Below are 15,663 nucleotides of genomic sequence, written 5' to 3'. Positions count from 1 at the left end.
TGCCTCAGGGGAACCGAGTCATTCGCTCAGCGATTAAGGCGCTTGTCGATCAGCCCCTCCACCACGCTTGGATCGGCCAGGGTCGAGGTATCACCGAGGCTGTCGAGCTCGTTGCAGGCAATCTTGCGCAGGATGCGCCGCATGATCTTGCCCGAGCGGGTCTTGGGCAGTGCCGGCGCCCACTGGATCAGTTCCGGTTTGGCGAAGCTGCCGATCTCCTTGCTGACGTGGTCCAGCAATTCCTTTTTCAACGCGTCGTTGGCCTCGATTCCGTCCATCGGCGTGACGAAAGCGTAGATGCCCTGGCCTTTGAGGTCGTGGGGGTAACCGACCACTGCCGCTTCGGCGATGTTGTCGTGCAGCACCAAGGCACTTTCTATTTCGGCAGTGCCGATGCGGTGACCGGAGACGTTGATCACATCGTCGATGCGCCCGGTGATCCAGTAATCGCCATCTTCGTCTCGACGGGCGCCGTCGCCGGTGAAGTAATAGCCGGGGTAGGGCTTGAAATAGGTGTCGACCATGCGGGAGTGGTCGCCATAAACGCTGCGAATCTGCCCCGGCCAGCTCGCCTTGATCGCCAGCACACCGCTGCCGGCGCCATGGATTTCCTTGCCGGTTTCATCCAGCAACACCGGTTGCACGCCAAACATCGGTCGGGTGGCGCAGCCCGGCTTGAGCCGCGGCGCACTCACCAGCGGGCTGAGCATGATGCCGCCGGTCTCGGTCTGCCACCAGGTGTCGACAATCGGGCAGCGCTGTTCGCCGACCACGTTGAAGTACCATTCCCACGCTTCCGGGTTGATCGGCTCACCGACGCTGCCGAGCAATCGCAGGCTTTTGCGCGACGTTTCCTGCAACGGTCCGGCACCTTCGCGCATCAGCGCTCGCAGGGCCGTCGGCGCGGTGTAGAAAATATTGACTTGATGTTTGTCGATCACCTGCCAGAAGCGCGAACTGCTGGGGTAGCTCGGTACGCCTTCGAAGATCAGCGTGGTGGCGCCGTTGGCCAGCGGGCCGTAGACGATGTAACTGTGACCGGTGACCCAACCGACGTCGGCGGTGCACCAGAACACTTCGTTGTCGCGGTAATCGAGCACGTACTTGAACGTCATCGCCGCTTGCAGCAGATAACCACCTGTGGTGTGCAGTACGCCCTTGGGCTTGCCGGTGCTGCCGGAGGTGTAGAGGATGAACAGCGGGTCCTCGGCGTCCATCGGTTCCGGCGGGCAATCGTCGCTCATGTCGTGCATGGCCTGGTGGTACCACAGGTCGCGGCCTTCGACCCAGGCCACTTCGCCCTGGGTGCGCTCGACCACCAGCACGGTGCTGACGTTCGGGCAACTTTCCAGGGCCTTATCGACGTTGCGTTTGAGCGGTATGAATCGTCCGCCGCGCACGCCTTCGTCGGCTGTGATCACGGTGCGGCAATCGGCGTCGAGAATCCGGTCGCGCAGCGAGTCCGGTGAAAAACCGCCGAACACCACCGAATGCACCGCGCCAATCCGTGTGCAGGCAAGCATGGCGTAGGCCGCTTCAGGGATCATCGGCATGTAGATGCAGACCCGATCGCCTTTCTTCACGCCGCGGCTTTTCAGCACGTTGGCCAGGCGGCAAACATGGTGATGAAGTTTTTTGTAGGTGATTTCTGCCGATTCGGCGGGGTTGTCGCCTTCCCAGATGATCGCCGTCTGGTCGCCACGTGTCTCCAGGTGGCGGTCGATGCAGTTGGCGCTGACGTTCAGCTTGCCCCCGGCGAACCAGGTGGCGTCGCCGATCTTGAGGTCATAGCGCTGGACGGTTTGCCAAGGCGTCATCCAGTCGAGAAAGCGCGTGGCCTGCTCGCCCCAGAAAGCGCTGGGATGTTCGATGGATTCTTTGTAGAGCCGCGTGTACTCGTCCTGACTCAGTTGCGCAGCCCGGCGGACGGCATCGGCTTGGGGGTACTGGCTGATATCGAACATGACGGTTCCTTATTCTTGTTTTTGCGACAAGTCATAAAGATGCGCCGAGTAGCCGGAGGGTTCAAGTCATGTACAAATCAACTGTGGGAGCGAGCCTGCTCGCGATGGCGCTGTGTCAGTCAACATCTGTGTCAACTGATCCACCGCCATCGCGAGCAGGCTCGCTCCCACAAAGCTAACGCGGGCCTTGATAACTACTTGAGGATCAGCCGCGATGACGCCCGCGGAAGTAGTTGATCAAGCCCTGGGTCGAAGGGTCTTCGGCCGCGCTTTCTTCGCTGCCCACCAGACGGTTGTAGACGCCCTTGCCCAATTCCTTGCCCAGCTCCACGCCCCATTGGTCGAACGCGTTGATACCCCAGACCACGCTTTGCACGAACACTTTATGTTCATACAGCGCTACCAATGCGCCAAGGCGACGTGGGCTGATGCGTTCGACCACCAAGGTGTTGCTCGGACGGTTGCCCGGGATCACCTTGTGGGAGGCCAGTTTCTGCACGTCTTCTTCGCTCGCACCTTTGTCACGCAGTTCCGCTTCGGCTTCGGCGCGGGTCTTGCCCAGCATCAGTGCCTGGCTCTGGGACAGGCAGTTGGCGTACAGCCACTGGTGGTGATCGGAAACCGGGTTGAAGCTGACGATCGGCACGATGAAGTCTGCCGGGATCAACTGGGTGCCCTGGTGCAGCAACTGGTGGTAGGCGTGCTGACCATTGCAACCGACGCCGCCCCAGATCACAGGACCTGTGTCGGTAGACACCGGCGTGCCGTCCTGGCGCACACTCTTGCCGTTGGATTCCATGTCCAGTTGCTGCAAGTGCTTGGTGATGTTGCGCAGGTAGTGGTCGTACGGCAGGATCGCGTGGCTTTGCGCGCCCCAGAAGTTGCCGTACCACACGCCCAGCAGCGCCAGCAGTACCGGCATGTTCTGTTCGAACGGCGCGCTCTGGAAATGCTGGTCCATGGAATAGGCGCCGGAGAGCAATTCCTTGAAGTTCGACATGCCGATGGCCAGGGCGATCGGCAAGCCGATGGCCGACCACAGCGAGTAGCGCCCGCCGACCCAATCCCACATCGGGAAGATGTTTTCTTCGCGGATGCCGAAGGCCACGGCGGCGGCGTTATTGCTCGATACGGCGATGAAGTGGCGGTACAGCTCGGCTTCGGAACCGCCCTGGGCCAGGTACCAGGCACGGGCAGCCTGGGCGTTCTTCAGGGTTTCGAGGGTGTTGAAGGATTTCGACGAGACGATGAACAGCGTGGTCTCGGCGCGCAACTTCATGGTCAGTTCATGGAACTCGCTGCCGTCGATGTTCGCCAGGTAGTGACAGCGCACGCCTTTTTGCGCGTAAGACAGCAGCGCTTCGGAGACCAGTTCCGGGCCGAGGAAAGAGCCACCGATGCCGATGTTCACCACGTCGGTAATCGGTTTCTCGGTGTAGCCGCGCCACAGGCCGTCATGGATGCGCCCCACCAGATCAGTGATCTGGTTCAACACCTTGTGTACGTCGGGCATGACGTCGGTGCCGTTCACCAGCAGTTTATCGCCCACAGGGCGGCGCAGCGCGGTATGCAGGGCCGGGCGGCTCTCGGAGGCATTGACTATTTCGCCTTCGAACAGCGCCTTGATCGCGCCCTTGAGGTCGACTTCATTGGCCAGGCACACCAGCAGGTCACGGGTCTGGGCGTTGATCAGGTTCTTTGAGTAGTCGAGAAACAGGCCGCAGCTCGACAGAGTGAATTGATTGAAACGCTGCGGATCGGCATGGAACGCTTCGCGCATGCTGAAATCCTGCATGGCTTTGCGGTGGTCATTCAGCGCTTGCCAGGCAGGCAGAGCGGTCACGTCGTGAGGGGTTCGGTAATACGCCATCGCTGCGGGTTTCCTTTTTACTTGAACGACCTTTTGTACACTAAAAATTCCGGCATGGCCTCTGGGGGCGTCCGGACAACTGTGTCGACACGATCTATGGGCACAGGGCGACTACAGTAAACCTCGCGTTGCGATCTGTCTTGGCTTTGTCAGACCGTTTCCCGGTACTTTTTTATACAACAGGGGCGGGATTGGTCCGACAGACGGAAGCGCGGCGATGTTCCCTGGCACAAAGTCCCTATTCTGGGGAATGCCCGCTGTGGGAGCTAAGCGTGCTCCCCAAGCTTGCACACCGAGGGAGCGGCACAGGGTTCGGTCAGGCGACCTGAACCGGGATGGCATTGCTGGTGTGGCTCAGTTCGTTGCCCGGGGCCATGTACAGCATGCGGGGCTTGAAGTTGGCCAGTTCGGCTTCGCTGTAATGGGCGTAGGCGCAGATGATCACCCGGTCACCCACCTTGGCCTTGTGCGCCGCAGCGCCGTTGACCGAAATCATTCGCGAGCCTTCTTCGCCACGGATCGCATAGGTGGTGAAGCGTTCACCGTTGTCGACGTTGTAGATCTGGATCTGTTCGTATTCGCGGATACCCGACAGGTCCAGCCACTCACCATCAATGGCGCAGGAGCCTTCGTAGTCGAGCACGGCGTGAGTGACTTCGGCGCGGTGCAGCTTGGCCTTGAGCATGATGGCGTGCATGAATGTTTCCTCTGGTCGGGTCCGAACGGCGGGCAGTTTGCCCGAAGGCTCTGGAGGCAGCAATACACAAGAGATGTGAGAATGCAGTCTGTAAAACACCGTCTATCCCTTGTGGAAGCGAAGGCTGTGGGAGCAAAGCTTGCTCGCGATGACACCGTCAAATTCAACACATATGTCGACTTTTAGACTGCTATCGCGAGCAAGCTTTGCTCCCACAGGGCCCCCATTGGGGCTAGGGCGTGTTCAGGCGAGTGCGTCGAGGTCCAGGTGCAGGTTATCGATCAACCGGGTGGTGCCCAGGAAAGCGGCAACCAGAATCACCAGATCACGATCCTCGGCCGTGGCCGGACGCAAGGTACGGGCGTGGCGGACTTCCAGATAATCAGGACGCAAGCCGGCAGTTTCCAGTTGCTTGACCTGCTCGGCCACCAGCACCGGGAAATCCCGCCGCCCCAGCCTGATCGCCTCGGCAATCTGGCTCAGGCTGCGATAGACCACGGGTGCCACCGCGCGTTGTTCAGGGCTGAGGAAGCCGTTGCGTGACGACAGCGCCAGGCCATCTTCGGCGCGAACGGTCGGCTCACCGATGATCTGAATCGGCATGTTCAGGTCATGGACCAGCGCGCGGATCACCGCCAGTTGCTGGAAGTCCTTCTGGCCGAACACCGCAAGGTCAGGCTGGACCATGTTGAACAGTTTGCTGACCACCGTTGCCACGCCCTCGAAATGCCCCGGACGGCTGGCGCCGCACAGGCCTTCGGACAGTTGCGGGACACTGACCCGGGTCTGTCCGGCCATGCCGTCGGGGTACATTTCTTCGACGGTTGGAGCGAACAGCAGATGGCAGCCGGCCTGGAGCAGTTTTTCCTGATCGGCAGCCAAAGTGCGCGGGTATTTGTCCAGGTCTTCGCCGGCACCGAATTGCAGCGGGTTGACGAAAATGCTCGCCACCACGAAGTCGGCCCGCTGCGCCGCTTTGGTGATCAGCGCCATATGGCCGCTGTGCAGGTTGCCCATGGTCGGCACGAAAGCAATGCGTTTGCCTTCGCTGCGGGCGCGGGCCACGGCGGCCCGCAGTTCGCGTACGGTTTTGACGGTGTTCATGCAGAAAATCCGTGCTCGACGCCAGGGAAGGTCGCCGCTTTGACTTCGGCAACGTAGGCGCCCAGGGCGGCCTGGATGGTCGCTTGCCCGGCCATGAAGTTCTTCACGAACTTGGGTACGCGACCGGTGATCGACAAGCCGAGCATGTCATGCAGCACCAGTACCTGGCCGTCGGTGGCGCTGCCCGCGCCGATGCCGATGACCGGGATCTTCACCGCCTGGGTGATTTCCTCCGCCAGTTCGCTGGGCACGCATTCGAGCAGCAACATCGCGGCACCCGCCTGCTCCAGCGCGATCGCATCGGCGCGCATCTGACGGGCCTGGTTTTCATTGCGGCCCTGAACCTTGTAGCCACCGAGGATGTTCACCGCTTGGGGCGTCAAGCCCAGGTGTGCGCACACCGGGATGCCGCGTTCGGCCAGCAGGCGAATGGAATCGGCCAGCCACAACGCGCCTTCTACTTTCACCATGTGGGCGCCGGCCTGCATCAGCATGGCGCTGTTGGTCATGGTTTGTTCGAGGGTGGCGTAGGCCATGAATGGCAGGTCGGCAAGGATCAGTGCATCGGTGTTACCGCGTTTGACGGCGGCCACGTGATAGGCCATCTCGGCGGTGGTCACCGGCAGCGTGCTGTCGTGACCTTGCAGCACCATGCCGAGGGAATCGCCCACCAGCAGCACTTCGACACCGGCCTCATTGCAGGCGTGGGCGAAAGTTGCGTCATAGCAGGTCAGCATGGTGATTTTTTCACCTTTTTGCTTGAGACCTTGCAGCGTGGTCAGGGTAATAGCTGGCATGAAAAAGTCCTCATTAGGCGCCAGGGGATGTTCTCAATCGGTTTCCCTGACTGAGAACACCTCCTTGAACTACTGCGAGTAACGCGCATGATTCGTCATTTATACAGGCGCACCCTCTATGCGTGGTGCTTGTAAGGCCTGGATTGCGCCCTTTAGCGCCGCGTTGGCGGCGACGGGACGCCTATAGTCGTGAGGAGTACCCGGGAAGTCAATTGGATGTGTTACCGCCGGGTGTTACCGGGATTACTGATGCGTTTCAGCGTGGGGGAGAGTCTCGAAAGTGACTGTAGGGTCCGAATCTTGTGGGAGCGAGCCTGCACGCGGTTGCGGTGTGTCAGTCGACATTTGCATTGGTTCAATCACCGCTGTCGCGAGCAGGCTCGCTCCCACAGGCTATCTACGTCAGTTGGAGGGCAAGCGTTCCAGGCCGACAAACGGGCACGCTGCAAGCAGGTCCTTGAGCAGCCTTCCATCGGCCAGGCGCAGGTCGGCGGGTGCCAGTTCTGCGAGGGGATAGAGTACGAAGGCCCGGGCGTGCATGTGGTAGTGAGGGACTTTCAGGCGGGGCTCGTCGATCAGGCGATCGCCGAACAGGAGAATGTCCAGGTCCAGGGTGCGCGGACCCCAGCGCTCCAGGCGTTCGCGACCTTGCCCGGTTTCGATGGCTTGCAGCGCATCGAGCAGGTCCAGCGGCGCCAGGCGACTGTCCAGCGCCGCGACCGCATTGGTGTAGCGTGGCTGGCCGGGCAGCAGGGAGTCGCTCTGGTAGAACGCTGACACGCCCGCCAGTTGCGTGTCGGGCAGTTGCGCCAGCGCCTGGACAGCGCTGCGCAATTGTTCGGCGGGCTCGGCGAGGTTGCTGCCCATGCCGATGTAGATGCGCTCCATCGATTACTCGTCCGAAGCGCTCGGGACACCGGCACGTTTACGCTTGGCGCCGCTGCTGCGACGACGCTTGCGCGGGCCGCTGGCACCGTCGTCCTTACCACTGAGTTCGCGGATCATGTCGCGGCGCTCGCTGTCGTTGGCGTCCTGGTAGTCAGTCCACCATTCACCGAGGCCATCGGTTTGTTCGCCGGCGCTTTCACGCAGTAGCAGGAAGTCGTAGCCAGCCCGGAAACGCGGGTTGTCCAGCAGCAGGTCGGCACGTTTGCCGCTGCGCCGTGGCAGGCGTTCCTGCATGTCCCAGATTTCGCGGATCGGCATCGTGAAGCGTTTCGGAATCGCGATACGCTGGCACTGTTCGCTGATCAGCTCGTGGGCGGCTTCCTGCATGGCAGGGATTGGCGGCATGCCGCGCTCCTGCAGGCGCAGCACTCGGGCCGGGAGGGCAGGCCAGAGCAGTGCGGCAAACAGGAAGGCCGGGGTCACCGGTTTGTTCTGCTTGATGCGCAGATCGGTGTTGATCAACGCTTCGCTGATCAGGGTGTGGGTGTAGGTCGGGTTGTGCTCCAGCGCTTCGGCGCTGGCCGGGAACAGCGGGTCGAACAGTTGCAGGTCCACCAGCATTTCAAAGGTGTCCGCCGCGTTGCCCGACAGGAACAACTTGAGCACTTCCTCGAACAGACGGGCCGACGGGATTTCCCGCAGCATCGGTGCCAATTCGCGGATCGGCGTGGCGCTGTGTTTTTCGATGCCGAAATCCAGCTTGGCGGCGAAACGCACGGCTCGCAGCATGCGCACCGGGTCTTCCTGGTAACGCTGCTTGGGGTCGCCGATCAGGCGGATCAGGCGATTGCGGATGTCGTGTACGCCATTGGCGTAGTCGAGGATGCGTTCGCTGACCGGGTCGTAATACAGGGCGTTGATGGTGAAGTCGCGGCGTTGCGCGTCTTCTTCCAGCGTGCCGTAGACGTTATCGCGCAGGATGCGCCCGCTCTCGTTGCGCGAAGACTGGCTACTGTCTTCGTCTTCATCGTTTTGCGGGTGGTTGGCGCGAAATGTCGCCACTTCGATGATTTCGCGGCCGAAGTGGATGTGGACCAGCTTGAAGCGCCGGCCAATGATCCGTGCGTTGCGAAATTCGGCGCGGATCTGTTCCGGCGTGGCGCTGGTGGCGACGTCGAAATCCTTGGGCGTGATGTTGAGCAGCATGTCACGCACACATCCGCCCACCAGATAAGCCTGGTAGCCGGCGTTCTGCAGGCGTTCGACGATGTTCACCGCGTAACGGCTGAACTGGGCCTTTTGCAACGAATGCTGGCCACTGTTGAGCACTTCAGGCGTGCTGCGAATGTGTTGCGTACGACGCAAGGGAGAACGGAATGACTGGAACAGCTTCTTCAGCATGGGATGCACTGTTTGAAGGAATATTCGGCCAAAAACGAAGAGTGACCGCATGATGGGCGGGGATTCTAGCATTTAGTCGAGGGATGGTGTAGGACGGAGCAGTTTTGAGCTGCAAGCTTGAGCGACAAGCCTTGTAGGCTTTAAGGGAAGGGGAATGGCGGAAACCACAGGGGGAGCCGAAGCTCCCCCAGAATTAGTTGCGTGCTCTGTTTTTATTATTGATTTCGGGCTTCTTGTTTTTGTTGAGTGCCCGCGCCACGAGGTTTTCCCTGCGTGACACTCCCATTCGGGAGTCAAGAGCAAACGGATTGCTTTGGTCGCTGTGTTGCAGTGATCAATCGATCCAACCAGTTCAGGCACCTGTCTTGGGACAGTTTTATTGTTCTCGGCCTGGTTGTGGGGCAAGCCCCAAATACAACGCCTCTCCAAAAGAATCAGTTAGCTGCGCCTCTCGCCGTCTTGTTTTTATTGTGCGTGAGTCGATTCGTCTTATTTTTATTGTCGTTTACACGGTTTGTTATTGTTCTTGTACCAAAGCTATAGCAGGGTGCGTGCCAACTTTTGCGAACCCCAGCAAAGTCGGGAGGCTGGCGGGGTTGTTGGTTATTTCGGGGCGAAAAAAAGCCGGGGTTTCGTTACCGTAAACCCCGGCTTCTGTTACGTGAAAAAGCTGAGGTAACAGTTTTTTCACATTGGGCGGTGTTACCCGCGCACCTCAGCTTTCGCTGGCGACCCCGGTCTTGCGGCGTGGGATACCCAGGCGCTGGCGGCGTTCCCACAGGCATTTGCGGCTAACCCCCAGTTTGCGCGCCAGTTCGGTCTCAGTCATGTGGTCCTGGTGTTCGAGGACGAAATGCTGGAAGTAATCTTCCAGGGACAAGTCTTCGGTAGGCTCGTGACTGGAGTTGTTGGCACCACCCTGTTGCGGGGCCAGGCCGATGAACTCGTCATCGTCCAGGTCACTGAGCTCGATGTCGATGCCTAGCAGGTCGGCCGAGATTTCCGGGCTCTCGCAGAGGATCACTGCTCGCTCTACCGCGTTTTCCAGCTCTCGAACGTTACCCGGCCAGGCGTAGTGACGGATGGCCTGCTCGGCATCCGGGGCGAACTTGAGATCGGTGCGGTTGACCCGCGCGCTCTGGCGGGCAAGGAAAGCATTGGCGATTTCGTTGACGTCGGCGCCACGCTCGCGCAGGGCCGGCAGCTTCAAGGCGATGACGTGCAAACGGTAATACAGGTCTTCACGGAACTGGCCGATCTTCGCCAGGCTCTTGAGATCGCGGTGCGTGGCCGCGATCAGGCGCACGTCGACTTTCTGCGACTGCACCGACCCAACCCGACGGATCTCGCCTTCCTGAAGCACCCGCAGCAAACGTGCCTGGGCTTCAAGGGGTAGTTCACCGATTTCATCGAGGAACAGCGTCCCGCCGTCCGCCGCTTCCACCAGCCCGGCGCGCCCGGCGCTGGCACCCGTGAACGCACCCTTTTCGTGACCGAACAGTTCGGACTCGATCAGGCTTTCCGGGATCGCCGCGCAGTTCACCGAAATCATCGGGGCCTTGGCCCGTCGGGACAGGTTATGCAGCGCCCGGGCTACCAGCTCCTTGCCGGTGCCGGACTCGCCCTGGACCAGGACATTGGAGTCGGTGGGCGCCACTTTGCGGATCTTGCTGTACAAGTCCTGCATGGGCGGGCAGGAGCCGATGATGCCGATTTCGCCGTTATGGTTGCCGGCGCCGCCTTTGGTGGAGGCTGTCGCCTTGCTCGCCGGTTCCGGCGCATGGCTGGCCGCCGTCTGTCGGTCGCGCAGGATGCGGGCCACGGCCTGGAGCATCTCGTCGTGGTCAAACGGCTTGGCGATGTAGTCCACCGCGCCCATTTTCATGGAGTCCACCGCCGAGCGCAGGCTGGCGTAACTGGTCATGATCAGTACCGGCGTGCCCTGGCCGAGCTTGATCAGTTCGGTGCCGGGGGCGCCAGGCAAGCGCAGGTCGCTGACGATCAGGTCAAACGTTGGAATGCTGAAACGTTCTTGTGCTTCCTGCACTGAACCGGCTTCGCTGACCTGGTACTGATTGCGTTCCAGCAGGCGGCGCAAGGCGGAGCGGATAATTGTTTCGTCTTCGACGATCAAAATGTGCGGCATTGATTCGATTCTCTCGACGGTCTCAGTTCACAGCGGACGTCGCTTCGACATGACGCGGCAAGGTCACCCGTATACGGGTGCCGCGTTGGCTTTGTACATCGGCCGGGCTGTCGATGGTGATTTGTCCATAATGCTCTTCAACGATGGAATAGACCAGTGCAAGGCCCAGACCGGTGCCTTCGCCCGGGTCCTTGGTGGTGAAGAAAGGTTCGAACAATCGGTCCATGATGTTCTGGGGGATACCGCTGCCTTCGTCTTCGACGATCAGGTCGATCGTGTGTTCGCTGGCTTCGCTCTTGACCCGCACCGCGCTGCCCGCAGGTGAGGCGTCGCGGGCGTTGGAGAGCAGGTTGATCAGTACCTGGGCGAGCCGCTGGGGATCGCCGTCGACCCAGTGATCCGGGTCGCACAGGTTGAAGAATTGCACCTCGAAATTGCGCCGGTTCAGGGCCAGCAGACCAATGGCGTCCTGGGCCACTTCGGCCAGACAGACGGGCTCGTCGTTGTGCTGGTGGCCGCCGGCATGGGCGAAGCTCATCAGTGACTGGACGATACGCGACACACGCTTGGTCTGTTCGAGGATCTGGCCGCTGATTTCCGTCAGTTCGCCGTCGTCCTCGCGCTCTTCGCGCAGGTTTTGCGCCAGGCAGGCGATGCCGGTGATCGGGTTGCCGATTTCGTGGGCCACCCCGGCGGCCAGCCGACCGATGCTTGCCAACCGTTCGGAGTGGACCAGCTTGTCTTCGAGCATCTGAGTATCGGTGAGGTCTTCCACCAGCAATACCAGGCCACTGTTACCCGGCGCCAGCGGCTCGTCGATCGCCGCCTTGTGCAGGTTCAACCAGCGAGTCTGGCCGTCGAGGGCCAGGTGCTGCTTGTGCAAATGCTCATCCGGCAGGTCGATGAAGCCTTGCAGCAGGCCTTTCCACGGCTCACTCAGGGTACTCAGGCGTGAACCGACCACGCGCTGGGCGGCGATTCCAGTCAGTTCCTCCATGGCCTTGTTCCACATCAGGATTTCCTGGTCCTTGGCCAGGGAGCACACGCCCATCGGCAGTTCCTGCAAGGTCTGGCGGTGATAACGGCGCAAGGCGTCCAGTTCGGCGGCCAGGCCGGTGAGGCGCGAGTGGTAGTCTTCCAGGCGGCTCTCGATGAAGTGGATGTCTTCAGTGACATAGTTCTCGCCGCCGGCCTTGTAGGGCAGGAACGTCTCGACCATGTCCTGGGCCACGCTGGGGCCCATCAGGCCGGACAGGTTGGCTTCGATCCGGTCCCGCAGGCGACGCAGGGCATATGGACGGCGTTCATCGAAGGGCAGGTAGAGGTCGCGCAGGGCCTGTTCGACTTCTTTTTGCGCGGCCTTGGCGCCCAGGGGCTTGGCCAGTTGCGTGGCGAACTCCTGGGGTGAGGCGGCGTGCAGTTCCCGGCGCTGAGGGCGGCGAACGTTGTCCACCGCGCAGGCTTCGGCGGCGCTGGCCTCTTCGCTGCTGGCGTTGGTGAACAGTGAAATCAGGGTGAACATCAGCACGTTCGCCGCCAGCGAGGCGATGGCCGCCATGTGCCAACTGGTGTCGTCGAGCACGTAGATCATGTTCAGCAACGGGATATAGAAGCCCTGCATGTTGCCCAGCAGTGGCAACAGCATGGCGACCAGCCACACCAGGATCCCCGCGAGCAGACCGGCGATAAAACCACGGCGGTTGGCTGTTGGCCAATACAGCACCGACAGTACGCCGGGCAGGAACTGCAAGGTGGCGACGAACGCGACAATGCCGAGGTTGGCCAGGTCCTGTCCGTCGCCCAGCATCAGGTAAAAGCCGTAGCCGGCCATGATGATAGCGACGATCAGTGCGCGGCGGGTCCATTTCAGCCAGCGGTAGATATTGCCCTCGGCTGGCGGCTGGTAGAGCGGCAGCACCAGATGGTTGAGCGCCATGCCCGACAGCGCCAGCGTGGTAACGATGATCAGGCCGCTGGCCGCCGACAGGCCACCGATGTAGGCCAGCAACGCCAGGGCCTTGCTGTTGGCGGCGATGCCGATGCCGAGGGTGAAATACTCAGGATTGGTGCTGGCTCCCAGCTTCAGTCCGGCCCACAGGATCAGCGGCACCGCCAGGCTCATCAGCAGCAGGAACAGCGGCAGGCCCCAGCTCGCGCTCACCAGCGAGCGCGGGTTGAGGTTTTCGGTAAAGGTCATGTGGTACATGTGCGGCATGACGATCGCTGACGCGAAGAACACCAGCAACAGCGTGCGCCACGGGCCTTCCTGCAGGGGTGTGTGCAGGGCGGCGAGGGCGGTCTGGTTCTGCAGCAGCCACAGCTCCAGTTGTTGCGGGCCATCGAATACGCCGTACAGGGCATAGAGGCCGACGCCGCCGATGGCGATCAGTTTGATCACCGATTCGAAGGCGATGGCGAACACCAGGCCTTCGTGTTTCTCCCGGGTGGCGATGTGGCGGGAACCGAAGAAAATCGTGAAGAGAATGATCAGCGCGCAGAAACTCAGTGCGACCCGGTGCTGCACCGGTTCGCGGGTGAGGATGCTGATGGAGTCGGCCACCGCCTGGATCTGCAGGGCCAGCAACGGCAATACGCCCACCAGCATGAAAATCGTGGTCAGCGCGCCGGCCCAGGTGCTGCGAAAGCGAAAGGCGAACAGGTCGGCCAGGGATGATAGCTGGTAGGTGCGGGTGATTTTCAGGATCGGGTAGAGCAGCACCGGTGCCAGCAGGAATGCCCCCGATACACCCAGGTAGCTGGACAGAAAACCGTAGCCGTACTGATAGGCCAGCCCGACCGTGCCATAGAACGCCCACGCGCTGGCATAGACGCCCAGCGACAGGGTGTAGGTCAGCGGGTGGCGGATGATCGCCCGGGGGATCATGCCCCGTTCGCTGATCCAGGCGACGCCGAACAGCACTGCCAGGTAGGCTGCGCTGATCAGGATCATCTGGGTCAGGCTAAAGCTCATCGGCATCTTTTTGGCTCTGCAGGATGAAGGTCACGACGATCAGGATCAGCCAAAGCAGATAGGGCCGATACCAGGCACCCGTGGCGTCGATCCACCAATCCATGATGGCCGGGGAGAACAGATAAATCCCCACTACCAGGAGCAGGACCAAGCGATAGATGTACATCCCGGCCTCTCTTTTTTAAACGCGTGCCCGAAAACGTGCGGCGATGGTAACGGATGGGGGCCAAGCTGCAAGCGCCGTCAACGTATTTGCGCCTCTGGCAGGGTCAAAGTGCGCGGTATCTTCCCCGCATCCCAATGGCGAATGCCCCAGTCCAGCAGGTCCCGGGGGCTGGCGTCGACCCGTTCGGGGCCTGGCTGTTGGCCCAGCGCGCGCAGTGCCCGCAACAACAATGGCGTGGCCTGATCGGCCGCCAGCGGTGGCGAACGGTAGGACTTGCCGAGTTTGTGTCCGTCCGGTTGGGTGATCAGCGGCACATGCAGGTAGCGCGGTTGTGGCAAGCCAAGCAGCTCTTGCAGGTACAGCTGACGTGGCGTGGAGTCCAGCAGGTCGGCACCGCGCACGATATCGGTGACCCCCTGCCAGGCGTCGTCCAGCACCACCGCCAGTTGATAAGCATAGAGCCCGTCGCGACGGCGAATCACGAAATCGCCGACTTCACGGCCCAGGTGCTGGCGGAACGGGCCTTGTACTCGGTCGTTGAAGTGATACGCCAGCTCGGGAACGCGCAGGCGGATGGCCGCGTCTTTGGTGTCGTGACCGGCGTTGCGGCACAGGCCCGGATAAATGCCCTGATACGGCTCCAGTTGTTTGCGCGAGCAGGTGCAGGCATAGGCCAGACCCTGGCTGAGCAGGCGATTGATGACCTGGTCGTAGTCCTCATGGCGCTCACTCTGACGGACCATCTCGCCGTCCCATTCAAACCCGTAGCTTTGCAGTGCCTTCAAGATTGCCGCTTGCGCGCCAGGCTCTTCCCGTGGTGGGTCAAGGTCCTCCATGCGCAGCAACCAGCGCCCGCCCGCGGCCCGGGCATCCAGATAGGACGCCAGCGCGGCGACCAGGGAGCCAAAGTGCAGGTGGCCGCTGGGTGTGGGGGCGAAGCGGCCGATGTAGGGGGCAGTGGCGGTCATAAAGCGAATGTTACTGGGTCCGGGCTGTTGGAATACATATCCTGCTGACGAAGCCACCCCTCTGTGGGAGCGAGCCTGCTCGCGATAGCGTCTTATCAGTGGGCATTGATGTGGCTGACCCACCGCTATCGCGAGCAGGCTCGCTCCCACAAGGGAACCGGGTGTGCGGTAAGTATCAGAAACAAAAAACGGAGCGTGTGAACGCTCCGTTTTTCGATGACAGCCCAGGCAATTTACTTGCCGACCTGTTTTTCCTTGATTTCCGCCAGGGTCTTGCAGTCGACACACATGTCGGCGGTCGGACGTGCTTCCAGCCGCTTGACGCCGATCTCGACGCCGCAGGACTCGCACCAACCGTATTCTTCGTCTTCGATCAGTTGCAACGTCTTGTCGATTTTCTTGATGAGCTTGCGCTCACGGTCGCGGGCGCGCAGTTCGAGGCTGAATTCTTCTTCCTGGCTGGCACGGTCGGCCGGGTCAGGGAAGTTCGCCGCTTCGTCTTTCATGTGATCCACAGTGCGGTCGACTTCCTGCATCAAGTCCTGTTTCCACTTGTTCAGGATCTTGGTGAAGTGCGCGCGCATGGGGGCGCCCATGTACTCTTCGCCAGCTTGCGGCACGTACGGCTCAAACCCGCTGAGCGACTGATTTTGATTCTGCTTTGCTTGGGTGGGCATGAATGGACCGCCTC

12 protein-coding genes are annotated in these 15,663 nt (G+C 61.2%); all 12 read right to left on the bottom strand.

Annotated elements, in window-relative coordinates:
• Positions 1-26 precede the first annotated feature (26 nt).
• The gene (gene acs, locus HQ912_RS24355) at positions 27-1,964 is read right to left on the bottom strand and encodes an acetate--CoA ligase (protein ID WP_047229853.1); all 1,938 of its coding nucleotides are present in this window, start codon (positions 1,962-1,964) and stop codon (positions 27-29) included.
• A 205-nt stretch (positions 1,965-2,169) separates the two neighbouring features.
• Positions 2,170-3,834 carry a glucose-6-phosphate isomerase gene (pgi, locus tag HQ912_RS24350; RefSeq protein WP_076386350.1) on the bottom strand — a complete coding sequence of 555 codons (1,665 nt, stop codon included), beginning with the start codon at positions 3,832-3,834 and terminating at the stop codon, positions 2,170-2,172.
• A gap of 316 nt (positions 3,835-4,150) precedes the next feature.
• Positions 4,151-4,531 carry an aspartate 1-decarboxylase gene (gene panD, locus HQ912_RS24345; protein ID WP_047229851.1) on the bottom strand — a complete coding sequence of 127 codons (381 nt, stop codon included), beginning with the start codon at positions 4,529-4,531 and terminating at the stop codon, positions 4,151-4,153.
• Positions 4,532-4,774: 243 nt separating this feature from the next.
• Positions 4,775-5,635, bottom strand: a complete 861-nt coding sequence (gene panC / locus HQ912_RS24340; protein ID WP_047229850.1) for a pantoate--beta-alanine ligase — start codon at positions 5,633-5,635, stop codon at positions 4,775-4,777.
• Entirely contained in the window at positions 5,632-6,432 is an 801-nt protein-coding gene (panB, locus tag HQ912_RS24335) for a 3-methyl-2-oxobutanoate hydroxymethyltransferase (protein WP_047229849.1), read from the bottom strand. The genes panC and panB overlap by 4 nt, the downstream gene beginning before the upstream one ends.
• 402 nt (positions 6,433-6,834) lie before the next feature.
• Positions 6,835-7,320, bottom strand: a complete 486-nt coding sequence (folK, locus tag HQ912_RS24330) for a 2-amino-4-hydroxy-6-hydroxymethyldihydropteridine diphosphokinase (RefSeq protein ID WP_173407392.1) — start codon at positions 7,318-7,320, stop codon at positions 6,835-6,837.
• Positions 7,321-7,323: 3 nt separating this feature from the next.
• Positions 7,324-8,721, bottom strand: a complete 1,398-nt coding sequence (locus HQ912_RS24325; protein ID WP_173407391.1) for a polynucleotide adenylyltransferase PcnB — start codon at positions 8,719-8,721, stop codon at positions 7,324-7,326.
• A 715-nt stretch (positions 8,722-9,436) separates the two neighbouring features.
• Complete coding sequence (locus HQ912_RS24320; RefSeq protein WP_076386346.1) at positions 9,437-10,867, bottom strand: sigma-54-dependent transcriptional regulator; 1,431 nt, start codon at positions 10,865-10,867, stop codon at positions 9,437-9,439.
• A 22-nt stretch (positions 10,868-10,889) separates the two neighbouring features.
• The gene (locus HQ912_RS24315) at positions 10,890-13,844 is read right to left on the bottom strand and encodes a sensor histidine kinase (RefSeq protein WP_160893587.1); all 2,955 of its coding nucleotides are present in this window, start codon (positions 13,842-13,844) and stop codon (positions 10,890-10,892) included.
• Positions 13,828-14,004 (bottom strand): hypothetical protein, encoded by a 177-nt coding sequence (locus HQ912_RS24310; RefSeq protein ID WP_003176118.1) that lies wholly within the window; start codon positions 14,002-14,004, stop codon positions 13,828-13,830. The genes HQ912_RS24315 and HQ912_RS24310 overlap by 17 nt, the downstream gene beginning before the upstream one ends.
• A gap of 77 nt (positions 14,005-14,081) precedes the next feature.
• Complete coding sequence (gene gluQRS, locus HQ912_RS24305; protein WP_173407390.1) at positions 14,082-14,972, bottom strand: tRNA glutamyl-Q(34) synthetase GluQRS; 891 nt, start codon at positions 14,970-14,972, stop codon at positions 14,082-14,084.
• Positions 14,973-15,205: 233 nt separating this feature from the next.
• Entirely contained in the window at positions 15,206-15,649 is a 444-nt protein-coding gene (gene dksA / locus HQ912_RS24300) for an RNA polymerase-binding protein DksA (RefSeq protein ID WP_047229844.1), read from the bottom strand.
• Positions 15,650-15,663 lie beyond the last annotated feature (14 nt).

The sequence above is a fragment of the Pseudomonas sp. MPDS genome (genome assembly GCF_013283895.1).
GTDB lineage: Bacteria > Pseudomonadota > Gammaproteobacteria > Pseudomonadales > Pseudomonadaceae > Aquipseudomonas > Aquipseudomonas rhizophila.
The sequence above is the reverse complement of the archived record's forward strand: the minus strand, read 5'-3'. Positions and strand labels throughout refer to the sequence as shown.